Origin of the sequence: Corynebacterium lehmanniae (assembly GCF_043161975.1) — a bacterium.
Taxonomy (GTDB): domain Bacteria; phylum Actinomycetota; class Actinomycetes; order Mycobacteriales; family Mycobacteriaceae; genus Corynebacterium; species Corynebacterium lehmanniae.
On sequence record NZ_CP170998.1, the window covers coordinates 742,125 to 767,211 of the forward strand.

Consider the following 25,087-nt stretch of genomic DNA (forward strand, 5'->3'; position numbering starts at 1 on the left):
CGATGAAGATTCTGGTGCTCAACGGGCCAAACTTGAACAGGCTGGGCAAGCGGCAGCCGGAGATCTACGGGTCGGTGACGCTGGCGGACGTCGAGAAGCAATTGTGTGAGCGCGGCGGCGAGCTCGGCGTGGAGGTGGAGTGCCGCCAGTCCAACCACGAGGGCGAGCTGATCGACTGGGTGCACGAGGCGGCGGACAACGGGTGGGCCGTGGTGATTAATCCCGGCGGATTTACCCATACCTCAGTCGCGCTGCGCGACGCGCTGGTAGAACTGAAAGATCACCACGGCTTTATCGAGGTGCACATTTCCAACGTGCACGCGCGCGAGCCGTTTCGGGCGCACTCCTACCTTTCGCCGATCGCCGAAGGCGTCATTGCGGGGTTGGGGGTGGACGGCTACCGGCTCGCGCTCGAGTACTACGCAAGGAGGCTCTAATGGCATTGGCAGACACCCGTTTTGAGGACCGTCGCCGCAAACTGTCCACGAAGCTGGCGGAGCGCCGCATCGACGACATGCTGGTCACCCACCTGACCCACGTGCGCTACCTGTCTGGCTTCTCCGGGTCGAACGGCGCGATGCTGGTGTCGAAGGACCGCACCGCCGCAATTGCCACCGACGGGCGCTACACCACCCAGATCGGCGAGGAAGTGCCGGACATTGCGGCCACCATCGAGCGCAACGTCGGCGTGGCCATGCTGTCCAAGGCCGCCGAGGGCCACCGCGTTGGCTTCGAGGCCGACTACGTTTCGGTTGCCCAGCTGGAGAAGTTGCGCGAGGCGTGCCCCGAGGGGGTCACGCTCGTGCCGGTGAGCGGGGTGATCGAGGAGATCCGTCTGATCAAGGACAACCTGGAACTCACGCGCTTGACGGAGGCTGCGGAGCTGACGGTTGAGGCACTCGAGGGGCTGTTGGACGCCGGCGAGCTGCGCGCCGGCCGCACCGAGCGGGAAGTGGCGGCGGACCTTGAATACCGCATGCGCGTGCTCGGCGCGGAGCGCGTCAGCTTCGACACCATCGTCGCATCCGGGCCGAACTCGGCGAAGCCGCACCACAGCGCCGGCGACCGCGTGATCGCGGAGGGCGATCTGGTCACCACCGACTTCGGCATGCACCGCCTCGGCTTCAACTCGGATATGACCCGCACGTTCGCGATCGGGGAGATCGGCACCCTTGAGCGCGAGATCTACGAGGTCACCCTCGCCTCCCAGCTCGCGGGAGTGAAAGCGGCGGTGCCGGGGACGAAGCTTGTGGACGTGGACAAGGCCTGCCGCGACGTGATCGAGGAGGCCGGATACGGCGAGTACTTCGTGCACTCCACGGGCCACGGCGTGGGGCTGGACGTGCACGAGGCTCCCAGCGCGGCAAAGACCGGTTCCGGCGTGCTCGAGGAGGGTATGACCTTGACCATCGAGCCCGGCATCTACATCCCGGGCAAGGCCGGCGTGCGTATTGAGGACACGCTCATCATCACCTCGGCGGCGCCGAAGGTGATCACGGAGTACACCAAGGAACTGACAGTGCTGTAACATTGCTGTGTTTGCACACGCCCCGATACTCCCAGGAGGAAGGTACTTACCATGGCAACTACCGCCGATTTCAAGAACGGCCTGGTGCTGAAGAACGAAGGCAAGCTGCAGCAGATCATCGAGTTCCAGCACGTCAAGCCCGGCAAGGGCCCGGCGTTCGTGCGCACCAAGCTCAAGGACGTTGTCACCGGCAAGACCGTGGACAAGACCTGGAACGCTGGTGTGAAGGTGGAGACCGCAACCGTTGACCGCCGCGACATGACCTACCTGTACAACGACGGCACCAACTACGTTGTCATGGACGACAAGACGTTCGAGCAGTACGAGCTGCCGGCAGACAAGTTCGGCGATGCCGCTCGCTTCCTGCTGGAGAACATGCGCGTGCAGGTTTCCTTCCACGAGGGCGAGGCGCTGTTCGCCGAGCTGCCGATCTCTGTGGATCTGAAGATCGAGCAGACCGAGCCGGGCCTGCAGGGCGACCGCTCCACCGGCGGCACCAAGCCGGCAACCCTGGAGACCGGCGCTGAGATCCAGGTGCCGTTGTTCCTGGAGACCGGCAACGTGGTCAAGGTGGACACCCGCACCGGCGAGTACCTGTCTCGCGTGAACAACTAATGCCCGTTTACAAACGACACGGCGCGCGTTACCGTGCGCGCCGCCGGGCAGTAGACATCCTTTTCGAGGCGGAGACCCGCGACATCGATCCTGTGGCGATCGTGGAGGATCGCGCGCAGCTGTCCCAGGACCCGCTCAACGCAGTCGCGCCGGTGGCGGACTACACCCGCACCATCGTCGCGGGCGCGGCGGAGAAGCTGGACGACCTCGACGACGCTATTGAGCGCCACCTCTCCGAGGACTGGGAGCTGTTCCGCCTGCCCGCCGTGGACCGTCAGATCCTGCGCGTTGCGGCGTGGGAGATTCTGTTCAACGACGAGGTGGACGCGCCGATCTCCATCGCCGAGGGGGTGGAGATGGCCGCGGAGTACTCCGGGGCCCAGGCAGCGCCGTACATTAACGTCGTGCTCGACGGCATCGCCCAGCGCGCAGCGTCCAACTCGCCGTTTGCCGGCGAGGGCGCGGAAGACGCCTACCCGGTAGAGGACGAGAGTGCCCCCACCGATGAGCACTCAGAGGACTCCGGGCTGGAGCAGGCGGAGGACACCGACGCAGCCACGGCGCACGAGATCGCCGAGTCCACCGAAGACTTGGAGGCCGGGGAACCGGCGACGGACGGGACCCGCGGCTAGTACTGGGCCCGGCAGAAAGTCGAGTAGAGGAGGTCGAGTACACGCCCATTGAGCGGCGTACTCGACCTCCTTTACTCGACTTCCAGACCGAACACCACCGAAAGGAAGCGACATGTCGAAGCTCACCGTTGAGGAAGCCAAGCAGTTTTTCGTGGGACCCGATTTCCAGCTCGCGGACGTGGACCCAGCTGCGACACCGGGCGTCTCGGACGTGGACGACGCGTTCCACGACTATGACGGCGACCTAGATGAGCTGCAGGAGATGCTCTTCGCCAACGGACGCGCCGGCAACGAGGACGCCGGTTCGATCCTGCTGGTGCTGCAGGGCATGGACACCTCCGGCAAGGGCGGCATGGTCCGCAACGTCATCGGGGCGACCATGGACCTGCAGGGCGTGCGCGTCCAGGGATTCGGGCGCCCGACGGAGGAGGAAGCCGCCCACGATTTCTTGTGGCGCTTCACCCCGCACCTGCCCAAGCCGGGGCAGATCGCGGTGTTCGACCGCTCGCACTACGAGGACGTGCTGGTGCAGCGCGTGAAGCAGATGGCGCCGCCGGAGGAGATCGAGCGCCGCTACGGCGCGATCGTGGAATTCGAGAACGAGCTCGCGTCGCGTGGCACGAAGATCATCAAGGTGATGCCGCACATCTCGCGCGAGTTCCAGGCTGAGAACCTGAAAAAGCGCATCGAGCGGGCGGACAAGCACTGGAAGTACAACCCGAGCGACATCGAGGACCGCAAGCTGTGGAGCCAGTTCATGGCCGCCTATCAGATCGCCATGACGCGCACGTCCACAGAGGTCGCGCCGTGGTACTGCATCCCGTCCGACAACAAGAAGTACTGCCGCACGGTGGTCAAGGCATTGCTTTTCGATGCGCTCAAGTCGCTCAACCTCGAGTGGCCTGCCGCCGATTTCGATCCCGAGGTTGAGCTGGAGCGTCTGGCGAACTCCTAGTCGGCGGAGTCGGTGGGGTCGGGCTCGGCCGGGGAGTCGGTCTCGCCGTCAGCCGGGGCGACGCCGGCGGCCTCGGCCTGCTTCTGAATCTCGCCGACCAGGGCGCGCATCGCGTCCTGGGTGGCCAGCACGCCGTCGACGGCGGCCTTGAGCGAATTGGAAAGCTGGTCGTCTGCGAGCCCTGCACCGACCTGGACCTCAGCTTCGGTGCGCACGACGAGGTTCTCGGTGCGGTTGACCACGAGGGCGCGCGCGTCCAGGTAGGAGCTGTTGACCTGGTTCGCCGCCAGGTACAACGTGGCGTCAGGCGTGTCGGCTGGGGTGTCGGTGACGGAGTCCGCGCGGACGATGAGCACGGAATCCAGCAGCACGAACAGCAGATTGTAGCCGTTGACGTTGGCGTGGCCCGCGCGGCCCGAGGGGTCGTCGGAGACCTCCACGTCGTGGCCGGCCATGGCCTTGATCACGCGGTCGATGGTCACGAGCGTTGCGTTGCTCATTACTGCGGCTCCTCCCAGGTGACAACGGTGGGGAAAGTGTTCTTCAAAAAGTCGAAGGCCTGCAACGTGGTGTCGATGGAGCTGGCGATGAACGCGCCGAGCTGGTTGAACGACGCACCCTCGGCGATGCGCATCGCGCGGATGGCGCTGATGGCCAGCTGGTCCTCGCCGCGTTCGAAGAAACGCAGGGTGGGCGCGAAGTGCGTCTGGTTGTGCTCGTTGCACGCGTAGAGCACCTTCGGCGCCATCTCGCGGGGGAACTCGCCGCGCCACAGCGCCTCGAACACGAGGTGATCGCCATCGATGACGACCGCAATGGCGGCGTTAATGAAGCCGGAACGCACCAGCTGGTCTTCGATGCGGTACTCGAGGTTTTCTTCCTCGAAGATCGCGGCGACGGCCTCGGGCGTGACCTGCTCGGTCACGTTGCGTTCGGGGTGCTCGCTCGGCTGGACGGGCTCTTCGGTTTGATCTGTAGTCACGCCTGCGAGACTAGCAGCTGCTCGCGGCCCAACTCGTGGCGCAGGGCTGCGTCGAGGGTGGGGTAGCGCAGCCGCCAGCCGTGTTCGGCGGCCACGGTGGGCAGGACGCGTTGGTCCGCCAGCGCGAGCTCGTGCGCGCCCTCTTCGCCCAGCAGCAGTTTCGGGCCGAACGTCGGGATGGAAAATACGTCCGGCCGGTGCAGCAGGCGAGCGAGGGTGGAAGACATTTCGGCGTTGGTCACCGGCTCTGGCGCAGTGGCGTTGACGGGCCCGGAGACCGTCTCGTCCAGCAGGGCGCGCACGTAGAAATCGGTCAGATCGTCCAGCGCCACCCAGCTCATCCAGAAATCGCCGCGGCCGAACTGCGCGGTGAGCCCCGCGTTGACGCTGGCCTTGAGCACCGGCAACAGCCCGCCAGCGCTGGACAGCGCCAGCCCGGTGCGGATGTGCACGCTGCGCATCCCGTCGACATTGGCGGCGTGCTCCCAGGCGTCGCAGACCTCGGCCAAGAACCCCTCGCCGGGCCCGTCAGCCTCGGCGCGTGGAACGCTGCCAGCATCTGTCCCGTAGTACCCCACCGCCGAGGCGCCGACGAAGACCTCCACTCCCGAGTCCGCGGCGAGGCGGGCGAGTCTGCGGGTGGGCTCCACGCGCGAGTCGCGGATGCTGCGCTTCTTTTCTTCGGTGAACCGGCCCATGATGGTCTCGCCTGCGAGGTGGATCACCCCGTCCACGCCGGCTAGCAGGTCAGCTGCCGGGTTGTCCATGTCCCAGTGCCGCTCGCCGGGGCCCGCTGTGCCTCGCACCAGCGGGATCACGGTGTGCCCGGCGGTGGTTAGCTGCGCGCGCAGGTGGGTGCCGACGAGGCCGCTGGAGCCGGTCATGGCCACCGTCTTCGGGGCGGCGTGAGGCAGGGAAGCGATGAACCGCAGGTCCTCCACCAACTGGCGTTGGCGATAAGCCCAGGCGGGGCGGAGCGCGGCTTCTGGGATGCGGGCACTGACGTCGTCGATAAGCAATGTGCCCTCGCCCGCGTCCTCGAAGCGGTGCACGTGGCGCCAACCAGTAGTCGCGCGCACCGGCTGGTTCGCGGCGATGTCGGTGAACTGGTGGCCCGCGACGTAGCCGTCGGAGAGGTGGCGCGCGACCCACTTTTGGCCCGCGGGGAGGCGGAATACTGTGGTGCCGCTGCGTATCGACGCCGCTTCGCTTGCCACCCGCATCGGCAGGAATCCGGGGGTAAGGCGGGTGACTGCGCCTGGGCGGGTGTGCCAGCGCCAGACGGTGCCGCGGTCGAAGGGGAGGGTGTACTCAGCGTGGATGCCCATGGAATCCTTCCCGGTTTATACATGCAGGTGCTAAGGTGAAACGCGGTCCCAAGACTACACACGGCCCCGGTAGGCGGGGCCGGTTCGAAATCCTTTAAATTCCGCACTGTGAGGCGGGGAAGGAGGTTCGATGAGTGAGAACGAACGGTCGACCGTTGAGTTGCTGAACGCTCAAGATGTCGGCCGCACTGTTGCACGCATCGCGCACCAGATCATCGAAAAAACGGCGTTGGACGATGAGACCAGTCCGCAGGTTGTGCTGCTGGGAATTCCGTCCGGGGGAGTGCCGTTGGCGCAGCGCATCGCAGAGGCCGTTGAAGAATTTTCCGGGGTGGCAATCCCCGTGGGCAGCCTGGACGTGACGCTCTACCGCGACGACCTGCGCAACCGCCCCCACCGCGCCCTGCGGCCCACCAACATCCCGGTGGACATTGACGGGGCAGTGGTCATCCTTGTCGACGACGTTTTGTACTCCGGCCGCACCATCCGCGCGGCGCTGGATTCCTTGCGCGACATCGGCCGCCCCGCAGCCATCCAGCTGGCGGTGCTGGTGGACCGCGGCCACAGAGAACTGCCCATCCGCGCAGACTACGTGGGCAAAAACATCCCCACCTCGAAGGACGAGGACGTCACCGTCTCGCTGACGCCGCTCGATGCCGAGGACCGGGTCACGCTGGCTAGGGAGGCGTAAATGAAGCACCTGATCGACATCGCGGACCTTACCCGCGAGGAAATTGTCGGCCTGATGGACGAAGCGGACCGTTTTCGCGAAGCCCTGGACGGCCGCGAGATAAAGAAGCTGCCCACCCTGCGCGGCCGCACCGTGATGACGCTGTTCTACGAAAACTCCACCCGCACCCGCTCGTCGTTTGAGACCGCGGGCAAGTGGATGAGCGCGGACGTGATCAACCTGTCCGCGTCCTCGTCGTCGGTGAAGAAGGGCGAGTCGCTCAAAGACACCGCGGCGACCCTCGAGGCCATCGGCGCGGACGCGATCATCATGCGCCACCCGGCCTCGGGCGCATCCCAGCTTCTGCGCACGTGGCTGCCGGAGACCAGCATCATCAACGCAGGCGACGGCCAGCACCAGCACCCCACCCAGGCGCTTTTGGACGCGGTGACTATGCGCCAGCACATCGGCGACGTGGCCGGCAAGACCGTGCTCATCGTCGGCGACATCCTGCACTCGCGCGTGGCGCGCTCCAACGTGGACCTGCTGCACACCCTCGGCGCAGAGGTTGTGCTGGTGGCCCCGCCGACGCTTCTGCCCACCGGCGTGCAGTACTGGCCGGCGCGCGTGTCGCACGACTTCGACGCGGAGGTCGAGCAGGCGGACGTGGTGATGATGCTGCGCGTGCAGGCTGAGCGCATGCACGGCGGCTTCTTCCCGTCGCACCGCGAGTACGCCACCCTCTACGGGCTGAGCAAGGACCGCGCGAACCGCATGAAGGACTCGGCGCTGATCATGCACCCGGGTCCAATGCTGCGCGGCATGGAAATCAACTTCGACGTCGCGGACCGCGACAACGCCGTGGTGCTGGGCCAGGTCTCCAACGGTGTCTACACCCGCATGGCCGTGCTGTTTACGCTGCTCGCCAGCTCAGGAGAGCAGGGCGGCAATGAGGAAGGAGCCAGCAAGTGACCACGCTCGCTTTGAACAACGTCCGCCCGTACGGCGAGGACGTGACCAACATTCTCATCGACGTCGCCGACGGCGTGATCGACGCGGTCGGGGAGAACCCCTTTGACGACGCGGACGAGGTCATGGACTGCGGGGGCAACGTGCTGCTGCCGGGCCTGGTGGACATGCACGTGCACCTGCGCGAGCCCGGCCGCGAGGACACCGAGACCATCGCCACCGGCTCCGACGCCGCGGCCAAGGGCGGTTTTACCGCCGTGTTCACCATGGCGAACACCTCCCCGGTGATAGACCAGCCGTTCCTCGCCGAGGCGGTGTGGGCGAAGGGCCAGGAGTACGGCAAGTGCGATGTCTACCCGGTCGGCTCCATCTCCCAGGGGCTGAAGGGCGAGCAGCTCACCGAGATCGGGCTTATGTCCCGCAGCGGCGTGCGCATGTTCTCCGACGACGGCAAGTGCGTCAACGACCCTCAGCTGATGCGCCGGGCCATCGAGTATGCCAAGGCGCACGACGTGGTGCTCGCGCAGCACGCCGAGGACCACCGCATGACTGAAGGCTCTGTCGCCCACGAGGGCGAGCAGGCCGCGCGCCTGGGGCTGCGCGGTTGGCCGCGCGTGGCGGAGGAGTCCATTGTGGCGCGCGACGCGATCATGACCCGCGACTACGGCGGCCGCTACCACCTGTGCCACGCCTCCACCGAGGGCACCGTGGAGCTTTTGCGCTTTGCCAAGAACCAGGGCATCGACGTCACCGCCGAGGTCACCCCGCACCACCTCATGCTCACCGACGAGAAGCTCGCCACCTACGACGGCCTGTTCCGCGTGAACCCGCCGCTGCGCGAGGCGCGCGACGCTGAGGCACTCAAGCAGGCGCTTCTCGACGGCACCGTCGACGTGGTCGCCACCGACCACGCCCCGCACGGCTCCGAAGACAAGTGCGTGGAGTTCGAGAACGCCAAGCCCGGCATGCTCGGCCTGGAGACCTCCCTTGCCGTGGTCCACCGCATCTTCGTCGAGCCGGGGCTGGCCGATTGGCGCTTCGTGGCCAAGGTCATGAGCGAGCGGCCGGCCGAGATCCTGCGCCTGAAAGACCAGGGCCGCCCGATCAACGTCGGCGAGCCGGCCAACCTCGTCCTGGTGGACCCGGAGTCGCCGTGGACCGCCCACGGCGATGAGATGGCGTCCAAGGCCTCGAACACCCCGTACGAAGGCATCGAATTTTCCGCCCGCGTGGTTGGCACCTGGCTGCGCGGCACCCAAACCTACGACTCGAAGAAGGCGTAAACCATGTCTGAAAACACCACCACACAACCCCAGCGCACGCGCGCAACGCTCGTGCTTGACGACGGCTCCGCCTTCCCCGGCTTCATCTTCGGCGCGATGCCTGCAGAGAACGAAGTCGCCGGCGAGGTCGCTTTCACCACCGACATGTTCGGCTACGAGCGCGAGCTGTGCGAAGCCGAGCGCGCCGGCCAGATCCTCGTCTTCGCCACCCCGCAGGTGGGCAACGTCGGCTGGACCGGCGAGGGCGCATCCGGCAGCACCGACATCACCGCCGCAGCAGTCATCGTGCGCGACCTCGCGCGCATCGCTTCCAACCACAACGCCCAGCGCACCCTCGCCGAAGAGCTCGAGGCGCAGGGGATTACCGGGCTGTGGGGCGTGGACACCCGCAAGCTCGTCCGACACCTGGCCGCCGCTGCCCGCGAGGGAAAGATGGTGCGGGGCCAGGTCACCGTCGAAAGCCAAGAAGCCTAAGAGAAAGACCAGGAGATACAGACATGAAGCGTAACGATTTGAACCACGTCCTGGTCATCGGCTCCGGCCCGATCGTGATCGGCCAAGCCTGCGAGTTCGACTATTCCGGCACCCAGGCGTGCCGCGTGCTCAAGGACGAAGGCCTGCGGGTGACGCTGGTCAACTCGAACCCGGCGACGATCATGACCGACCCCGAGTTTGCCGACCACACCTACGTGGAACCGATTGAGCCCGGCTACATCGATCGCATCCTCGCCCGCGAAGCCGAGCAGGGCCACCCGGTCGACGCTATTTTGCCCACCCTCGGCGGCCAGACTGCGCTGAACACGGCGATCAAGCTGGACCGCCTCGGCATTCTGGAAAAGCACGGCGTGGAGCTCATCGGCGCGGACATCGACGCCATCGAGCGCGGCGAGGACCGCCAGAAATTCAAGGACATCGTGGACAAGATTGGCGGCGAATCCGCCCGCTCCCGCGTCTGCTTCACCATGGAAGAGGTGGAGGAGACCGTCGCGGAGCTGGGGTTCCCGTGTGTGGTGCGCCCCTCGTTCACCATGGGCGGGCTCGGCTCCGGCCTGGCGTACGACATGGATGATTTGCACCGCATCGCCGGCGACGGCCTGGTGGCTTCGCCGGAGGCGAACGTGCTGATCGAGGAATCCATCCTGGGCTGGAAGGAAATCGAGCTGGAGCTCATCCGCGACTCCGCGGATAACTGCATCGCCATCGCCACCATTGAGAACGTGGATGCGATGGGTGTGCACACCGGCGACTCGGTCACCGTGGCGCCGGTGCTGACGATGACCGAGCCCGAGGTCACCGCCATGATCGAGCAGGGCAAGGCCATCATCCGCGAGGTCGGCGTGAAAACGGGCGGCTGCAACATCCAGTTCGCCATCAACCCCAAAGACGGCCGAATGATCATCATCGAGATGAACCCGCGCGTGTCGCGGTCCTCGGCGCTGGCGTCCAAGGCCACCGGCTACCCGATTGCCAAGGTGGCCACCCTGCTGGCCATCGGCTACACGCTCGACGAAATCCCGAACGACATGACCGGCGGCGAAACCACCGCGCTTGCGGAGCCGACGCTCGACTACGTCATCGTGAAGATGCCGCGTTTCGCCTTTGAGAAGTTCCCTGGCTCCGACGAGACCCTGGGCACGTCCATGAAGGCTGTGGGCGAGGCGATGGGCATCGGCCGCAACTACATCCAGGGCCTGAACAAGGTTATGCGTTCGATGGAGGACAAGCCGAACGGTTTCTGGACCAAGCCGGACGAGTACTTCGCCGACGAGCGCGCAACCGACGCCGCCGCGGTGCTCGAGGACCTGAAGGTGCCCACCGACAAGCGTCTCTACGACGTAGAGCTTGCGCTGCGCCTGGGCGCGAGCGTCGAGGAGGTCTACGAGGCCTCCGGCATCGACCCGTGGTTCCTGGAGGAGCTCGTCGCGCTCATTGACTTCAGGCAGCAGCTTGTCGACGCCCCGGTGCTCGATGCCGAGCTTTTGCGTGAGGCGAAGGCGTTCGGCCTGTCCGACGCCCAGATCGCCGCGCTTCGCCCGGAGCTGGCGGGGGAGTGCGGGGTGCGCCAGCTGCGCTGGTCGCTGGGGATTGCCCCGACCTTTAAGACCGTGGATACCTGCGCGGGCCAATTCGACGCCAAGGTGCCGTACCTGTACTCCGCCTACGAGCTCGACCCGGACGCGGAAAATGAGGTTGTTTCTTCCTCGAGCGACAGCGGGAAGGAGAAGGTGATCATCCTCGGCTCGGGCCCGAACCGCATCGGCCAGGGCATCGAGTTCGACTACTCGTGCGTGCACGCGGCGCTTGAGCTGTCGCGTGTGGGATACGAGACGGTGATGGTCAACTGCAACCCGGAGACTGTCTCCACCGACTACGATACGGCGGACCGCCTCTACTTTGAGCCGCTGACGTTCGAGGACGTCATGGAGATCTACCGCGCCGAGGCCGCCACCGGCACCGTCGCCGGCGTGATCGTCCAGCTGGGCGGCCAGACTCCGCTGGGGCTGGCGCAGCAGCTTGAGGACGCCGGCGTGCCCGTGGTTGGCACCTCCCCCAAGGCCATCGACATGGCGGAGGACCGCGGCGAGTTCGGCAAGGTGCTCGACGCGGCGAACCTGCCGGCCCCGGCTTACGGCACCGCAACCACCTTCGAGGGTGCGCGCGAGGTGGCGGACCGCATTGGCTACCCGGTGCTGGTGCGCCCCTCCTACGTGCTGGGCGGGCGCGGCATGGAGATCGTCTACGACGAGGACAACCTCCGCGATTACATCGAGCGCGCCACCGAACTGTCCCCGGACCACCCGGTGCTGGTGGACCGCTTCCTGGACAACGCCATCGAGATCGACGTCGACGTGCTCTGCGACGGCACGGACGTCTACCTCGGCGGCGTGATGGAGCACATCGAGGAAGCTGGCATCCACTCCGGCGACTCCGCGTGTGCGCTGCCGCCGATGACGCTGGGCCCGGATGACATCGCCAACGTCCGCCGTTCCGCGGCGGCGCTCGCGCACGGTATCGGCGTGAAGGGCCTGATGAACGTGCAGTTCGCGCTCAAGGACGACATCCTCTACGTCATCGAGGCCAACCCGCGCGCATCGCGCACCGTGCCGTTTGTGTCCAAGGCCACCGGCGTGCACCTGGCCAAGGCGGCCGCGCGCGTCATGATGGGCACTACGATTGCCCAGCTGCGTTCGGAGGGGTTGATCCCGTCCGACTACGACGGCGGCTCGCTGCCGATGGAGCACCCGATCGCGGTGAAGGAAGCCGTGCTGCCGTTTACCCGCTTCCGCCGCCCGGACGGCGCGCTGCTGGACACCATCCTCGGCCCGGAGATGAAGTCCACCGGCGAGGTCATGGGCCTGGCGCCGTCGTTTGGCGTGGCGTACGCGAAGGCGGAGGCCGCCGCGTTCGGCGAGCTGCCCACCGAAGGCACCGTGTTTGTCTCGCTGGCCAACCGCGACAAGCGCACCCTCATCTTCCCGATCCAGCGGCTGTCCACCATGGGCTTTAAGGTGCTGGCCACGGAGGGTACCGCCCAGATGCTGCGCCGCAACGGCATCGAGTGCGAGGTTGTGCTCAAGGGGTCCCAGGTCCGTGAGGGTGCCGAGGGCAAATCCATCGTGGACCGCATCCTCGACGGCGAGATCGACCTGGTGCTCAACACCCCGGCAGGTTCCGCTGGCGCGCGCCACGACGGCTACGACATCCGCGCGGCTGCCGTCGTCGCCGACGTGGCCATCATGACCACCGTGCAGGGCGTCACCGCGGCGGTGCAGGGCATCGAGGCTATCCGCGCCAACGAAATCTCGGTGACTAGCCTGCAGGAGCTCGAGCACGGCAAAGCAGAGGCGAAGTAGTGGCTGCGCAGACCTTCAGCCAGCGCCTTGTGGCGGCCGGGCAGGAGCACGGCCGTCTATGCGTGGGCATTGACCCGCACGCCGTGCTGCTCGAGCAGTGGGGGCTGGACAACACTGTCGAGGGCCTGCGCGCGTTCTCGGAGACGTGTGTGGAGGCCTTCGCGGGCCACGCCGCGGTAGTCAAGCCGCAGGTGGCGTTTTTCGAGCGCTTCGGCGCAGCCGGATTCGCGGTGCTCGAGAACACGCTCGCCCGGCTGCGCGAGAGCGGCACCTTGGTGATCGCCGACGCGAAGCGCGGCGATATCGGCTCCACGATGGCGGGATACGCGTCAGCCTGGCTTGCGCCCGGTGCTCCGCTGGAGACGGACGCGCTGACTGTGACCCCGTACCTCGGCGTCGGATCGCTCGACCCGGCAATCGAATTGGCTGCGCAGCACGGCAAGGGCGTGTTTGTCATGGCCGCCAACTCCAATCCGGAGGCGGTGGCGCTGCAAACCGGCACGATCGACGGCAAGATGCTCTCGCAGTGGATGGTCGACGAGTGCGCGCAGTACAACCGTGCCGACGATCCTGAATACATCGGGCACGTCGGCGTGGTCGTCGGCGCGACCGTGCAAACCCCGCCGGTGCTCGACGGCCTGAACGCCCCGGTGCTGATGCCCGGAGTGGGCGCGCAGGGAGCGACGATGGCCGATGCGGAAGCCATCGCGGGTGAAATTGGACACCTGGTTTTCCCGAGTGTTTCGCGTTCGGTGCTCACTGCTGGTCCGGATGTGGCTGAGCTGCGCAAACGCGTATCTGACCTGGGGAAACAGGCGAAAGGCTAGGGTCTATTAACTGCCCAGCAAAATCCCTGGTAGTTTAGTCCCGTCGCACGGTGACGTGGAGAAATGCGGTGTACAACGCGCTCCGCGGAACCGTTGCAGAATAAAGCAGTGTTAGACTGTGCCGAACGTGGCGAATTGCACCGATGACATTCGGAGGAGTGCGCCCCGGATCCGGCACATGTCGGACTGGACAATTGTTCGTAACTATTACATGGAGGAACCCGTGGCACTTCCACAGTTGACCGATGAGCAGCGCAAGGCAGCACTTGAGAAGGCAGCAGAGGCCCGTAAGGCGCGTGCTGAGCTGAAGGCATCCCTCAAGCGCGGCGAGACCACGCTCAAGGACGTCCTGAACAAGGCTGACACCGACGAGATCATCGGCAAGACCAAGGTCTCCGCACTCCTCGAGGCAATGCCGAAGGTGGGCAAGGTCAAGGCCCGCGAGATCATGGAGGAGCTGGAGATCGCTCAGACCCGTCGTCTGCGCGGCCTCGGTGACCGTCAGCGTCGCGCGCTGCTCGAGCGCTTCGGCTACGAAGAGAACTAGTCGTGTCTGAGGTGGCTCCCCGCGGACAGCTGGTCGTGTTGGCCGGCCCGTCCGCGGTGGGTAAGTCGACGGTGGTGAGCGGCCTTCGCAGTGCCGTACCGGATTTGTACTTCTCGGTGTCCATGACCACCCGCGCTCCGCGCCCGGGTGAGGTGGACGGGAAAGACTACTTCTTTGTCACCCCGGAGCACTTCCAGGGCCGCATCGACCGCGGAGAGATGCTGGAGTGGGCCGACATCCACGGAGGGCTGCAGCGCTCCGGCACACCCGCCGGGCCGGTGCAGGAAGCCATGGATGCGGGCCGTCCCGTCCTCGTCGAAGTTGACCTCGCAGGTGCACGGAACATCAAGCGCCTGCTGCCAGAAGCGCAGACCGTGTTTTTGGCGCCGCCGTCGTGGGACATTCTTGTCCAGCGGCTCACCGGGCGCGGCACCGAGACCCCGGAGGTGATCGAGCGCAGGCTCGCCACCGCCCGCGAGGAGCTCGACGCCCAGGGCGAGTTCGATGTCGTGGTGGTCAACGACAACGTGGACACGGCAGTGGCCACCATCGCCGGCATTCTTCAAGGCACATCTTCCAACAACAGTTAGCGAGTGGGTTACACGTGAGCAACACAACCAAGGATTTGTCCGAGACGTCCGCTGCTGAGGAAACCACCCAGCAGGAGAACGTTTACGACACTCCGGAGGGCATTACGGCGCCCCCGACCGACGAGCTTTTGACCAAGGTGTCGTCGAAGTACGCGCTCGTCATCTTCGCAGCGAAGCGTGCCCGCCAGATCAACAGCTTCTACCAGAACTCCGAGGACGGCGTCTTCGAGTTCGTGGGCCCGCTGGTCTCTCCAGAGCCGGGCGAGAAGCCGTTGTCGATCGCGCTGCGCGAGATCGAGGCAGGACTGCTCGAGCACGAGGAAGGCCAGTAAGCCTCGCCCCATTGCCAGTGCGCTGTGCTAGCGCTCTGCAGGTGTCCGCCGCCGCCCAGGAATCATGCTGGGCGGCGGCGGTTTTGTATGCTTGGGGCTCATGAGCGAAGCCCCACACTCGTCCCATCCGCTGCGTGTTGTCGTAGGAGTCTCCGGCGGTATCGCCGCGTACAAGGCCTGCCATCTTGTCCGGAACTTCAAAGAGGCGGGTGATGAGGTTCGGGTGATCCCCACGCAGAACGCGCTCAATTTCGTGGGTGCGGCGACGTTCGAGGCGTTGAGCGGCAACCCGGTGGACACCGGAGTGTTCACCCGCGTCGACGAGGTGCAGCACGTGCGGGTGGGGCAGGAGGCCGACCTGATCGTCGTGGCGCCAGCGACCGCGGACTTCATGGCTCGGGCCGCCGCGGGGCGTGCGGACGACCTGCTCACCTCGACCATCCTCGTCGCCACGTGCCCGGTGGTGCTTGCCCCCGCGATGCACACCGAGATGTGGCTCAACCCGGCCACGCAGGCGAACGTCGCCACGCTGCGCGAGCGGGGTATCACGGTGCTTGAACCCGCGCACGGGCGTCTCACTGGCAAAGACACCGGGCCCGGGCGTTTGCTGGAACCGGACGTGATCGCCGAACTCGCTCGCACGGTGCTGCGCACTAGCACATTCGCCCCGACCCTTGCGGGCAAGCGCGTGCTGATCAGCGCGGGCGGCACCCAGGAGAACATTGACCCGGTGCGCTACATCGGCAACCGGTCCTCCGGCAAGCAGGGCTACGCGCTCGGCGACGTCGCCGCGCAACGAGGCGCGAAGGTGACCATAGTGGCGGGGGCGACCGATGCGCTGGATCCGCCGTCGGGCGCGGAGGTGATCAAGGTCGGCTCCACCCGCGAAATGCAACAGGCGATGGCGGAACGAGCGCCGGAGGCCGACGTGGTGATTATGGCTGCTGCCGTGGCGGATTTCCGTCCAGAAGCAGAAGCGAGCACGAAGCTGAAGAAGGGCAAAGCCGATGACGCGCTGTCCACGATCCGCCTCACCGAAAACCCGGACATCCTCAAGGGCTTGGTCCAGATGCGGGAGGCGGGGGAGACCGCCGCGACCATCATCGGCTTCGCCGCAGAGACGGACAACGAGTTCGAAAATGGCCGCGCCAAGCTCAAGCGCAAGGGCGCGGACATGCTCATGCTCAACTCCGTGGCCGGCGGCGGCGTGTTCGGCCAGGCCCGCAACCGAGGCTGGCTGCTTAGCGCAGACGGCCGCGAAGAGGAGATTCCCGACGGCACCAAGCACGAGGTCGCGGCCCGGATCTGGGACGCCGTCGAGCGACTCTCGCAGTGACATTGCACATTTAGACAGCTTGGTCTATCGTGGGCATCACTTCACGACGTGCCGTTCCCGTTTCAGCCGTTGGACGCCGCCGGAACGCTACCCGTTCGCATAGACGCTAAGGAAAGACTGCTTTGTCCACTGATACGTACTTCCGCTTGTTCACAAGCGAATCGGTCACCGAGGGCCACCCCGACAAGATCTGCGACGCGATTTCGGACTCGATCCTGGACGACATGCTTGCTCAGGACCCGGACGCGAAGGTGGCCGTGGAGACCCTCGCCACGACCGGCCAGGTGCATGTGGCGGGGGAGGTGCGCACTTCCGCCTACTCCAACATCGCGCGAATCGTGCGCGAGAAGCTGGTGGAGATCGGGTTCGACTCTTCTGAGGTCGGCTTCGACGGCCGCAGCTGCGGCGTGAACATCGCCATCGGCGACCAGTCCTCGGAGATCCACGATTCCGTGGTGACGTCCCAGGAGGTCCGCGAGAACACCTCCACCGGCGAGGACGACCAGACCGGCGCGGGCGACCAGGGCCTGATGTTCGGCTACGCCACCAACGAGACACCGGAGTATATGCCGCTGCCGATCTCCACGGCGCACCGCCTGGCCCGCCGCCTGTCCCAGGTGCGCCACGAGGGCATCGTCGAGGGGCTGCGCCCGGACGGCAAGACCCAGGTGACCTTCGCCTACGACGGCCAGACCCCGGCGTTCATCGACACGATCGTCATCTCCACCCAGCACGACCCGGACTTCACCGGCGAGGCGCTGGAGGCGGCGCTTCGCGAGCACGTGATCAACTGGGTGCTCAAGGACGCAAACCTGGAGCAGTACTACCGCGAGGACACCAAGGTTCTGGTCAACCCGTCCGGCTCCTTCATCCAGGGTGGCCCCATGAGCGACGCCGGCCTGACCGGCCGCAAGATCATCGTGGACACCTACGGCGGCATGGCTCGCCACGGCGGCGGCGCGTTTTCCGGCAAGGACCCCTCAAAGGTGGACCGTTCCGGCGCGTACGCGATGCGCTGGGTGGCCAAGAATATTGTCGCCGCGGGCCTAGCGGAGCGCGTCGAGGTGCAGGTGGCCTACGCCATCGGACGCGCGAACCCGGTGGGGCTGTACGTGGAGACGTTCGGCACCGCCGCGGAGGGCCAGACGGACGAGAGCATCCAGCAGGCGGTGGAGAAGGTCTTCGACCTGCGCCCCGAGGCGATCATCCGCGAGCTGGACCTCAAGCGCCCGATCTACGCGCAAACCGCCGCGTACGGCCACTTCGGCCGCACGGACATCGACGTGCCGTGGGAGCGCACCGACAAGGTCGACGACTTGAAGGGCGCCGCCGGCGTCTAGTCCGTCTCCGGTGTCTTGTCCGCCTGGTGTTCCTGCCAGGCGGCTTTTTCTTGCTCGGAACGCCGGTGGTTGCGCAGCGCGACCACGCCGACGACGATGCCGATGACCACCGGCACCCAGATCTTCGAGTACTCGAGCAGCCACAGCGCCCACTCGGGAACCTCGGGGAACTCCGGCAGGTCGATGTCTGGCATCGGCAGGTTGAAATGTGGCAGCGACGGCACCGGCAGGTCCATGTGCGGCAGCTGCCAGTCGGGCAGGTCCCAGTCGGGCAAAAACCCAACTAGCCAGCCGATGAACCTCGAGATGATCGGGCCGAGCACGAGCACCGCGAGCGCCCAGCCGCCCTTGCCCAGCCCTTCCGCCATGGGGATGAGGGTGCGCTTGAGCTCGCTGGACTGCATGGTTTCGCGCCTGTGCGCGCCGCGGGAGCCGGCGGGCGGGTCGAACTCCACCACCGTGTCGCCTTCGCGAAACTCCACGCTGAGCAGCTCGTCGAAACTACTGACCCGAAGCTTCAGGTGCGGTTTCTTGCGGTCGGTGCCGAGCCCCGTCGGCGTTTCCAGCCCGCCTTTCGGGCCGTCGCCGAACAGCGGCAGCCGGGCGCTTGCGACGTCGTTGTAGCGGTGCTGCACCTCGCCGTTGACGCGCACCTCCATGCGCTCGGTGGGGTTTTTCGTCCACAGTTTGATCCGCTCTTTGAGGGAGCTCTCCGCCGTCGCCAGGGCGCCGGGTTTGTCCGCCTCGTCGCCGGGCCAGCTGGGATCCTCGGCGGCGAAGTCGCGGTCGAAACCGACGCGGACCTCGATCAGGCCGTATTCGGGGTGGTTGAGGCTCCAGGTTTCCATCGGCTACGCCTCCGCCTTGCTTCTCGACGAGCTGCCGCCCACCAACGACCCCACCCACATCGCTGCCGCGCAGGCGAGCGTCACCGCGATGGAGTAGATGAACGTGCCGTCGTTGAAGTACAGGGCCTTGGAGATCCAGAAGCCCACCCCGGTCAAAAGGGGCAGGGACAAAGTGGGGCGGAAGGCGATGCCGTCGATAAGCCCGGCGATGATCGCCACTGCGAAGATGAACCCGACCATCACCCACGGGTTACCCACCAACGGGATGAGCAGCAGGGGCCCGAGCGCGTAGGCGGCGAGCATGGCGTAGGGGATGGCTTTGACCCATCCGTGGCGGCCGCCGTTGTCCTGCTGTTCAGTCACGGGCAAGAGTATAGGAACTAATCCGCGCGCGTGTAGACGTGGCCCGCCTCGGGTCGTTTGATCATCTCGTCCAGGCCAACGGGATTGAGCCCCTTGGCGCGCAGGCCGTCGATGACGCACTCCGCCGCGTCGACGGTTGGCTGGTGGATGTCGTGCATGAGGATGATGGAGCCCTCGCGTGCGCCGTCCACCGCCCGCTTGCAGGTGGTGGCGGGGTTGCGGTGCTGCCAGTCGGCGGTGTCCACGTCCCACACGGCCAGCGCCATGCCGCGGGCACCCGCGGCGGACGCCACGCGCGGGTCGTGGGAGCCGTAGGGCGGGCGCAACCAGTGCGGGTCGAGGCCGGCCTGCTTCTGCAGCGCGGCGTCCGTGTCGTCCAACTGGGCGGCAATGGCGCCATCGGACTGCCTGGCCAGGTCCGGGTGGGAATAAGAGTGGTTGCCGATGGTGTGGCCCTCGTCGCGGATCCGCCGCAGGACCTGCGGGTTCGCGTTGGCGTTTCGGCCCACCACGAAGAAGGTCGCGTGCACGCCCTTGCGCTTGAGGATGTCCAGCAGGCGCTCGGTGCTGCCGGGGACCGGGCCGTCGTCGTAGGTGATGGCGACGCAGTTGTAGCACTTGGGCGGCACCGGCGACGGCGCGGGCTCCTGCGCGGGCGCGACGGTGACATCGGCCGGTTTCGCTGGCTCGGGCGGGCGCAGGTGCGGCGGCACGGCCTGCTTCACCTGCCCGGGAAGACCGTTGTAGGCGCGGCGCCAGCCGTCCTCGACGGCGATGCGGGCGCGGTCGGAGGAGCCGGCGATGAAGGCGGAGCTGCCGTCGATAGGCAACCCAGCTCCCTGCACGAGGATGGGGCCGAAGCTGTCGCCGGAGATGATCTTTGCGTCCTGCGGCAGGGCGAGCTGCGTGACCTTGGACACATCCGCGGAGGCGGGGGACGGGGCCAGTGTTGCAGCGGCGAGGAGTGTGGCAGAGGTGACTGCTGTGAGCAGGCGTTTCATGGGGTGGCGGGGTCTTTCAAACGCGCGTAAGGGGAAAACTTTCAGTCTTATTAGTACTCCATAAAAGACCGGGCTGGGGGATTGGAACGCTCGCGGGCAAGGCGGTGTCGGACGGTGGTTTAGAATCCGGGGTCATGTCTGACACGCCCGCCGCAGAAGCCCCAATCGCGCGCGTGTTGCCCATGCTCGGGCTGGCGCATCTGGACAGGCCGTTCGACTACCTCGTGCCCTCGCAGGAGGCGGACGCGGTGCAGCCCGGGGTGCGGGTGCGGGTGCGGTTTGCGGGCCGGCTCGTGGATGCCGTGGTGCTCGAGCGCGCATCTTCTTCGCGGCACGAGGGGTCGCTGCGCTTCATCGAGCGCGTCATCTCGCCGGAGGTTGTGGCCCCGGCGAGGACGCGGGAGCTTATCGACGTGCTGGCGGACCGTTACGCAGGCGTGCGGTCCGACATCTACCGTTCTGCTATCCCGGCGCGCCACGCGAAGGCGGAGGAGACGGACACTTCCACGCCCTGGGAGGAGCTGGGGGAGGCCGGGGAGCCGGACTTGTCGGCGTGGACCGCCTACACCTTTGGCGAGTCGTTCGTGGACGCGGTGGTCGCCGGCAAGATTGCGCGGGCGGCCTGGCAGGTCGCACCGGGAGACAGCTGGGCCGCGGCACTGGCGTCGCTGGCGGCGAAGGTGGCGCTGGACGGGGCGAGCGCGCTGATCGTGGTGCCGGACCAGAAGGACGTGGACGCGTGCGAGGCGGCGCTGAAGGAGATCCTGGGGGCGCGCCAGGTGACTACGCTGACGGCCTCGCAGGGCCCGCAGGCGCGGTACTCGCGCTACCTATCGGTGCTGCACGGGCAGGGCCGGATCGTGGTGGGCACGCGCTCGGCGGCGTTCGCCCCGGTGAAAAACCTGCGCTTTGCGGCGCTGATGTTCGACGGCGACGACAACCTGGTGGATCCGCGCGCGCCGTACGTGCACGCCCGCGAGGTGCTGACTACCCGCGCGGCGAAGGAGGGGTGCTCGCTGGTCATCGGCGGGCACGCGCGCACCGCGGAGGCGCAGCTGCTGGTGGAATCCGGGTGGATGCACGAGCTGGTCGCCCCGCGACAGAGCCTGCGCACCCGCTCGCCGTACATCCACGCGGCGGGGGATTCGGACTTTGCAATGGAGCGCGACCCGCGCGCGAAACAGGCGCGTCTGCCGTCGTCGGCGTTCCAGGCGGCGGCGAAGGCGCTCGAGCGTGGCACCCCGGTGCTGTTCCAGGTGCCGCGCACCGGCTACATCCAGTCGCTGGCGTGCGGGCAGTGCCGCACACCGGCGCGGTGCAGGTGGTGCAACGGGCCGCTCGGGCTGCCCTCGGGCGGCGAGGCCGCGGCGCCGACCTGCCGGTGGTGCGGCCGGATGGACCCGGCGCACGTGTGCCCGACGTGCGGCTCGCGCAGGCTGCGCGCGGTGGTGCTGGGCACCGAGCGCACCGCCGAGGAGCTCGGCCGCGCCTTTGCCAAGTACAAGGTGATCACCTCGGGCGGCGACAACGTGCGCGCGCAGGTGCCGGCGGGCCCGGCGCTGGTGGTGGCCACGCCGGGTGCGGAGCCGCACGTTGACGGCGGCTACGGCGCGGCGGTGCTTCTGGACGCCTGGGCGCTGATGCAGCGGCCCGACCTGCGCGCGGTGGAAGACACCTTTGCCAAGTGGATGGGGGCGGCCACGCTGGTGCAGCCGCACAGCGCAGGCGGGGAAGTGGTCGTGGTGGCCGAGCCCTCCCTGCCCGTGGTGCAGCACCTGATCCGGTGGGACGCGCCCGGGTTCGCAGCTTTGGAGCTTTCCTTGCGGCGCGAGGCCCGCTTCCCGCCGGCGGTGCACGTGGCGGTTGTGGACGCCCCACGCGACGGGTTGGAGGAATTCTTCGCCCGCACTGAGCTGCCCGAGCACGCCGAGCTGCTCGGCCCGGTGGACCTGCCGCCCGGGGTGCGGCTGCCGGGCGAGTGGAACCGGGAGGCGCTCGGGCCCGCGCAGCGGATCTTGGTGCGCACCCCGCTTGCCGGGCGCACCGCGCTGGGCAAGGCCCTGCGTGCCGGCGCGGTGGCGTGGACGACGGCGAAGCAGGACCTGCCGCTGCGCATCCAGGTCAACCCGGTGGACATCGGCTAGCGGGGTCGCGCTACTACACTTTGGCCCCATGGCTATCCGCGACATCCGCCTGTTCGGCGACCCAGTGCTCAACACCGCTGCGGCAGAGGTCACTGTTTTCGACGCCGCCTTGGAGCGGCTGGTCGCCGACATGCTGGAAACCATGGACCACGCCGGCGGAGTCGGCCTGGCCGCGAACCAGATCGGGCTTACGCGCCGGATTTTCGTCTTCGACTGCCAGGGCATGCGCGGGCACATCGTCAACCCCGTGTGGGAACCCTTGGGCGATGAGATGCAGACCGGCGTCGAAGGCTGCCTCTCGGTGCCGGACGTGCGAGGCGAGGTCACCCGCCACAAGACGGTCATTGTCCGCGGCCAGGACTGCTTCGGCCGCCCGATCGCGCTGCGCGGCACCGGGCTTTTGGCGCGCTGCATCCAGCACGAGGCGGACCACCTGGACGGCGTGATGTTCATGCGCAGGATGGCACCGGAGCAGCGCAAGGAAGCGATGGCGGCGATCCGGGCCGCCGACTGGAGCTAAGGAGAACGTTTGTATGCGACTCGTATTCGCCGGCACACCCGAACCCGCCGCTGCGGCGCTCGAGCGGCTCATCGCGTCCGACCACGAGGTCGTCGCGGTGCTCACCCGCCCCGACGCGCGCCGCGGCCGTGGGCGCACGCTGCACCCGTCGCCAGTCAAGGCGCTCGCTCTCGAGCACGGCATTGAGGTGCTCACCCCGGAGAGTCTCACGCGCGACGACGCCATCCGGGACCAACTGAAGGAGCTGGCCCCCGACGCGATCCCGGTGGTGGCCTACGGCAACCTCATCCCGGCGGACATGCTGGACATCCCCGCACACGGCTGGGTGAACCTGCACTTCTCGCTGCTGCCTAAGTGGCGCGGGGCGGCGCCGGTGCAGGCGGCGATCGCGGCCGGTGACGCGGTCACCGGAGCCACCACCTTCCGCATCGACGAGGGCCTGGACACCGGTGACATCTTGGACACGCTGGAAACCGTCATCGGCGAGGCAGAAACCAGCGGCGAGCTGCTGGAGCGCCTCGCCTACGCGGGTGCGGACCTGCTGGTTGAGACCATGGGTGCGCTCGAGGCCGGTACCGCTGCACCGACGCCGCAGCCGGAAGAGGGCACCTACGCCCACAAGATCGCCCCGGCGGACGCCCGGGTGGACTGGACGCAGCCGGCCGCCGTGATCGACCGCGGCATCCGCGCCCACACCCCGGCCCCGGGTGCGTGGACGATGCGCGGGGACGACCGCTTCAAGCTCGGCCCAGTCACCCCGACCGGGGAGGGCGCGCTCGCCCCGGGCGAGGCCGCGTTTGGCAAAAACGAGGTGCTCGTGGGCACCGCCGGCGGCGACGTTCGCCTGGGCACGATCCAGCCGCCGGGCAAGAAGATGATGAATGCGGCGGACTGGGCCCGCGGACTCAACCCGGAGGCGAAAGAAGGAGTGGTGTTCGAGTGAGCGGAGGTTTCAGGTCGCGGTCCGCGGGGCGTCGAGAGGACAAACCTGCACGCAACCGGCAGCAAGGCAGCAGGGCAAAGCAGCAGCCGCGCAAGCAGGGCGGCGGGCGCCAGCGCTACACGGTGAAGGGCCGCCCGGCCAGCATCGGCGACCCGGCGCGCGAGGCGGCCTTCGAGGTGGTGCTGCGCGTCGCCCGCGACGGCGCGTTTGCCAACCTCACCCTGCCCGGCATCCTGCGCGAGCGGAAGATCACCGGACGCGACGCCGCCTTTGCCACCGAGGTGGCCTACGGCACGCTGCGCAGCCTCGGGGTACTCGACGCGGTGATCGCGAAAAACTCATCGCGCGAGCTCGAGCGCATCGCGCCCGAGGTGCTCGCCGCGCTGCGCCTGGGCGCCTACCAGCTGCTCTACACCCGGGTGGGCGACCACGCCGCGGTGGACACCTCGGTGCGGCTCGTCGAGGCTGCGGGCCATGAGAAGGCGAAAGGTTTCGCGAACGGCGTGCTGCGCTCCATCGGCCGCACGCCCGCCGACGAGTGGCTGCGCACCCTCGCCCCGGACAACGAGCTGGGCGCGCTGGCCTTCACCCACGCCCACCCGGAGTGGATCGCGCGCTCCTTCGCGGAGGCGCTCGGTGACAAGCGCGACGAGCTGGAAGCCGCGCTCGAGGCGGACTCGGCCCGCCCGGTCGTGCACCTGGTGGCGCGCCCCGGCGAGATCTCCGCGGAAGAACTTGCACTGTCCACGGGCGGCGAGCAGGGCAAGTACTCGCCGTACGCGGTGTACCTGCCGGAGGGGGATCCGGGCCAGCTCGAGCCGGTGCGCGAGGGGCTTGCCGCGGTGCAGGACGAGGGCTCGCAGATCATCGCGCGTGCCGTCACCGAGGTCCCCGTCGAGCAGGATCAAGGCCGTTGGCTTGACCTTTGCGCGGGTCCCGGCGGCAAGGCCGCGCTCATCGGGGCCATCGCGGCTATCGACGCCGCCACGGTCGACGCCGTCGAAGTCAGCCCGCACCGCGCGGAGCTGATCACCAAGACGGTGCGCGGCCTGCCGGTGACGGTCCACACCGCGGACGGGCGCGACTCCAAACTCGAACCCGGCTACGACCGCATCCTTGTCGACGCGCCCTGCTCTGGCCTCGGCGCGCTGCGGCGGCGCCCGGAGGCGCGCTGGACGAAGTCCGAAGGCGACATCGCGGAGCTGAACCAGCTGCAGGAAGAGCTGCTCCAATCCGCCGTGAACCTGGCCAAGCCGGGCGGGGTGGTGGTCTACTCCACGTGCTCGCCGGATGTGCGGGAGACCCGGAGGATCGTCGAGAAGCAATTGGCGAAAGGCGATGTGGATGAGCTCGACGCCCGCGAGTGGGCCGCCGGCATGGAGGACGTGGGCGAGGGGCCGAGCGTGCAGATGTGGCCGCACCGCCACGGCACCGACGCAATGTTCTTCGCGGTGCTGCGCAAAAAGCTAGGGTAGGACCC

25 protein-coding genes and 1 pseudogene are annotated in these 25,087 nt (G+C 67.4%); 20 read left to right on the plus strand and 6 right to left on the minus strand.

What is annotated here, in order from left to right; all coding sequences use genetic code 11:
* Positions 1–2 precede the first annotated feature (2 nt).
* The 5 genes and pseudogenes from aroQ to ACF3NP_RS03560 all read left to right on the plus strand — a co-directional run bounded on the left by aroQ (position 3) and on the right by ACF3NP_RS03560 (position 3,730).
* Positions 3–437, plus strand: coding sequence for a type II 3-dehydroquinate dehydratase (gene aroQ, locus ACF3NP_RS03540; RefSeq protein WP_181888511.1), 435 nt, complete (start codon positions 3–5; stop codon positions 435–437).
* Positions 437–1,528 (plus strand): aminopeptidase P family protein, encoded by a 1,092-nt coding sequence (locus tag ACF3NP_RS03545; protein ID WP_181888510.1) that lies wholly within the window; start codon positions 437–439, stop codon positions 1,526–1,528. The genes aroQ and ACF3NP_RS03545 overlap by 1 nt, the downstream gene beginning before the upstream one ends.
* A 51-nt stretch (positions 1,529–1,579) precedes the next feature.
* Complete coding sequence (gene efp, locus ACF3NP_RS03550) at positions 1,580–2,143, plus strand: elongation factor P (protein ID WP_181888509.1); 564 nt, start codon at positions 1,580–1,582, stop codon at positions 2,141–2,143.
* A pseudogene (gene nusB / locus ACF3NP_RS03555) lies at positions 2,143–2,649 on the plus strand (transcription antitermination factor NusB); the annotation flags it as partial. The gene efp and the pseudogene nusB, both read left to right, overlap by 1 nt.
* Before the next feature lie 238 nt (positions 2,650–2,887).
* Complete coding sequence (locus ACF3NP_RS03560; protein WP_181888507.1) at positions 2,888–3,730, plus strand: PPK2 family polyphosphate kinase; 843 nt, start codon at positions 2,888–2,890, stop codon at positions 3,728–3,730.
* Here ACF3NP_RS03560 and ACF3NP_RS03565 read toward each other — a convergent pair.
* Genes ACF3NP_RS03565 through ACF3NP_RS03575 form a run of 3 tightly spaced genes read right to left on the minus strand, consistent with a single transcriptional unit; the run spans position 3,727 to position 6,040 of the window.
* Positions 3,727–4,230, minus strand: a complete 504-nt coding sequence (locus ACF3NP_RS03565; protein WP_181888506.1) for a YbjN domain-containing protein — start codon at positions 4,228–4,230, stop codon at positions 3,727–3,729. The genes ACF3NP_RS03560 and ACF3NP_RS03565 overlap by 4 nt on opposite strands.
* Positions 4,230–4,712: a YbjN domain-containing protein gene (locus ACF3NP_RS03570; RefSeq protein ID WP_181888505.1), complete on the minus strand. Its 483-nt coding sequence runs from the start codon at positions 4,710–4,712 to the stop codon at positions 4,230–4,232. Before ACF3NP_RS03570 ends, ACF3NP_RS03565 begins: the two co-directional genes overlap by 1 nt.
* A complete protein-coding gene (locus tag ACF3NP_RS03575) occupies positions 4,709–6,040 on the minus strand; it encodes a TIGR01777 family oxidoreductase (RefSeq protein WP_181888504.1) in 1,332 nt (443 codons plus the stop codon). Before ACF3NP_RS03575 ends, ACF3NP_RS03570 begins: the two co-directional genes overlap by 4 nt.
* Before the next feature lie 130 nt (positions 6,041–6,170).
* On the opposite strand from ACF3NP_RS03575, the gene pyrR reads away from it, so the two are divergent.
* From pyrR to metK, 11 genes are all read left to right on the plus strand, one after another.
* On the plus strand, positions 6,171–6,731 hold the full coding sequence (pyrR, locus tag ACF3NP_RS03580) for a bifunctional pyr operon transcriptional regulator/uracil phosphoribosyltransferase PyrR (protein WP_181888503.1): 561 nt from the start codon (positions 6,171–6,173) through the stop codon (positions 6,729–6,731).
* Positions 6,732–7,682 (plus strand): aspartate carbamoyltransferase catalytic subunit, encoded by a 951-nt coding sequence (locus ACF3NP_RS03585; protein ID WP_181888502.1) that lies wholly within the window; start codon positions 6,732–6,734, stop codon positions 7,680–7,682.
* On the plus strand, positions 7,679–8,962 hold the full coding sequence (locus tag ACF3NP_RS03590; protein WP_392398974.1) for a dihydroorotase: 1,284 nt from the start codon (positions 7,679–7,681) through the stop codon (positions 8,960–8,962). The genes ACF3NP_RS03585 and ACF3NP_RS03590 overlap by 4 nt, the downstream gene beginning before the upstream one ends.
* A 3-nt stretch (positions 8,963–8,965) precedes the next feature.
* Entirely contained in the window at positions 8,966–9,436 is a 471-nt protein-coding gene (locus tag ACF3NP_RS03595) for a carbamoyl-phosphate synthase domain-containing protein (protein ID WP_181888500.1), read from the plus strand.
* A gap of 23 nt (positions 9,437–9,459) precedes the next feature.
* Positions 9,460–12,816 carry a carbamoyl-phosphate synthase large subunit gene (gene carB, locus ACF3NP_RS03600; protein ID WP_392398975.1) on the plus strand — a complete coding sequence of 1,119 codons (3,357 nt, stop codon included), beginning with the start codon at positions 9,460–9,462 and terminating at the stop codon, positions 12,814–12,816.
* Positions 12,816–13,643: an orotidine-5'-phosphate decarboxylase gene (pyrF, locus tag ACF3NP_RS03605; RefSeq protein WP_181888498.1), complete on the plus strand. Its 828-nt coding sequence runs from the start codon at positions 12,816–12,818 to the stop codon at positions 13,641–13,643. The genes carB and pyrF overlap by 1 nt, the downstream gene beginning before the upstream one ends.
* A 223-nt stretch (positions 13,644–13,866) precedes the next feature.
* Positions 13,867–14,190: an integration host factor, actinobacterial type gene (mihF, locus tag ACF3NP_RS03610; protein WP_181888497.1), complete on the plus strand. Its 324-nt coding sequence runs from the start codon at positions 13,867–13,869 to the stop codon at positions 14,188–14,190.
* Positions 14,191–14,192: 2 nt separating this feature from the next.
* A complete protein-coding gene (gene gmk, locus ACF3NP_RS03615) occupies positions 14,193–14,780 on the plus strand; it encodes a guanylate kinase (RefSeq protein WP_181888496.1) in 588 nt (195 codons plus the stop codon).
* A 35-nt stretch (positions 14,781–14,815) separates the two neighbouring features.
* Positions 14,816–15,112: a DNA-directed RNA polymerase subunit omega gene (gene rpoZ / locus ACF3NP_RS03620; RefSeq protein WP_202032159.1), complete on the plus strand. Its 297-nt coding sequence runs from the start codon at positions 14,816–14,818 to the stop codon at positions 15,110–15,112.
* 100 nt (positions 15,113–15,212) lie between these two features.
* Positions 15,213–16,448, plus strand: a complete 1,236-nt coding sequence (gene coaBC / locus ACF3NP_RS03625) for a bifunctional phosphopantothenoylcysteine decarboxylase/phosphopantothenate--cysteine ligase CoaBC (RefSeq protein ID WP_181888494.1) — start codon at positions 15,213–15,215, stop codon at positions 16,446–16,448.
* 122 nt (positions 16,449–16,570) lie between these two features.
* Positions 16,571–17,788 (plus strand): methionine adenosyltransferase, encoded by a 1,218-nt coding sequence (gene metK / locus ACF3NP_RS03630; protein ID WP_181888493.1) that lies wholly within the window; start codon positions 16,571–16,573, stop codon positions 17,786–17,788.
* Here the strand turns inward: metK and ACF3NP_RS03635 are convergent.
* Genes ACF3NP_RS03635 through ACF3NP_RS03645 form a run of 3 tightly spaced genes read right to left on the minus strand, consistent with a single transcriptional unit; the run spans position 17,785 to position 20,000 of the window.
* On the minus strand, positions 17,785–18,636 hold the full coding sequence (locus ACF3NP_RS03635) for a hypothetical protein (RefSeq protein ID WP_181888492.1): 852 nt from the start codon (positions 18,634–18,636) through the stop codon (positions 17,785–17,787). The two genes, metK and ACF3NP_RS03635, sit on opposite strands and share 4 nt — an antisense overlap.
* A gap of 3 nt (positions 18,637–18,639) precedes the next feature.
* Complete coding sequence (locus tag ACF3NP_RS03640) at positions 18,640–18,999, minus strand: hypothetical protein (protein ID WP_181888491.1); 360 nt, start codon at positions 18,997–18,999, stop codon at positions 18,640–18,642.
* A gap of 17 nt (positions 19,000–19,016) precedes the next feature.
* The gene (locus tag ACF3NP_RS03645) at positions 19,017–20,000 is read right to left on the minus strand and encodes a polysaccharide deacetylase family protein (RefSeq protein ID WP_181888490.1); all 984 of its coding nucleotides are present in this window, start codon (positions 19,998–20,000) and stop codon (positions 19,017–19,019) included.
* A 134-nt stretch (positions 20,001–20,134) separates the two neighbouring features.
* Here ACF3NP_RS03645 and ACF3NP_RS03650 point away from each other — a divergent pair, with 134 nt between their 5' ends.
* The 4 genes from ACF3NP_RS03650 to ACF3NP_RS03665 are packed head-to-tail and all read left to right on the plus strand — an operon-like array spanning position 20,135 to position 25,082.
* Positions 20,135–22,144, plus strand: coding sequence for a primosomal protein N' (locus tag ACF3NP_RS03650; protein ID WP_181888489.1), 2,010 nt, complete (start codon positions 20,135–20,137; stop codon positions 22,142–22,144).
* Positions 22,145–22,172: 28 nt separating this feature from the next.
* Complete coding sequence (gene def / locus ACF3NP_RS03655) at positions 22,173–22,664, plus strand: peptide deformylase (protein WP_181888488.1); 492 nt, start codon at positions 22,173–22,175, stop codon at positions 22,662–22,664.
* 13 nt (positions 22,665–22,677) lie between these two features.
* Positions 22,678–23,607: a methionyl-tRNA formyltransferase gene (fmt, locus tag ACF3NP_RS03660; RefSeq protein ID WP_181888487.1), complete on the plus strand. Its 930-nt coding sequence runs from the start codon at positions 22,678–22,680 to the stop codon at positions 23,605–23,607.
* Positions 23,604–25,082, plus strand: coding sequence for a transcription antitermination factor NusB (locus ACF3NP_RS03665; protein ID WP_181888486.1), 1,479 nt, complete (start codon positions 23,604–23,606; stop codon positions 25,080–25,082). Before fmt ends, ACF3NP_RS03665 begins: the two co-directional genes overlap by 4 nt.
* Positions 25,083–25,087: the final 5 nt, after the last annotated feature.

Bases quoted from the DNA above. Each gene is read 5' to 3' on its own strand.
- ACF3NP_RS03565 (WP_181888506.1), bottom strand. From the start codon at position 4,230: ATGAGCAACGCAACGCTCGTGACCATCGACCGCGTGATCAAGGCCATG.
- ACF3NP_RS03645 (WP_181888490.1), bottom strand. From the start codon at position 20,000: ATGAAACGCCTGCTCACAGCAGTCACCTCTGCCACACTCCTCGCCGCT.
- aroQ (WP_181888511.1), top strand. From the start codon at position 3: ATGAAGATTCTGGTGCTCAACGGGCCAAACTTGAACAGGCTGGGCAAG.
- fmt (WP_181888487.1), top strand. From the start codon at position 22,678: ATGCGACTCGTATTCGCCGGCACACCCGAACCCGCCGCTGCGGCGCTC.
- def (WP_181888488.1), top strand. From the start codon at position 22,173: ATGGCTATCCGCGACATCCGCCTGTTCGGCGACCCAGTGCTCAACACC.
- ACF3NP_RS03595 (WP_181888500.1), top strand. From the start codon at position 8,966: ATGTCTGAAAACACCACCACACAACCCCAGCGCACGCGCGCAACGCTC.
- ACF3NP_RS03635 (WP_181888492.1), bottom strand. From the start codon at position 18,636: ATGGAAACCTGGAGCCTCAACCACCCCGAATACGGCCTGATCGAGGTC.
- coaBC (WP_181888494.1), top strand. From the start codon at position 15,213: ATGAGCGAAGCCCCACACTCGTCCCATCCGCTGCGTGTTGTCGTAGGA.
- pyrR (WP_181888503.1), top strand. From the start codon at position 6,171: ATGAGTGAGAACGAACGGTCGACCGTTGAGTTGCTGAACGCTCAAGAT.
- ACF3NP_RS03585 (WP_181888502.1), top strand. From the start codon at position 6,732: ATGAAGCACCTGATCGACATCGCGGACCTTACCCGCGAGGAAATTGTC.
- ACF3NP_RS03545 (WP_181888510.1), top strand. From the start codon at position 437: ATGGCATTGGCAGACACCCGTTTTGAGGACCGTCGCCGCAAACTGTCC.
- ACF3NP_RS03650 (WP_181888489.1), top strand. From the start codon at position 20,135: ATGTCTGACACGCCCGCCGCAGAAGCCCCAATCGCGCGCGTGTTGCCC.
- ACF3NP_RS03560 (WP_181888507.1), top strand. From the start codon at position 2,888: ATGTCGAAGCTCACCGTTGAGGAAGCCAAGCAGTTTTTCGTGGGACCC.
- efp (WP_181888509.1), top strand. From the start codon at position 1,580: ATGGCAACTACCGCCGATTTCAAGAACGGCCTGGTGCTGAAGAACGAA.
- carB (WP_392398975.1), top strand. From the start codon at position 9,460: ATGAAGCGTAACGATTTGAACCACGTCCTGGTCATCGGCTCCGGCCCG.
- ACF3NP_RS03575 (WP_181888504.1), bottom strand. From the start codon at position 6,040: ATGGGCATCCACGCTGAGTACACCCTCCCCTTCGACCGCGGCACCGTC.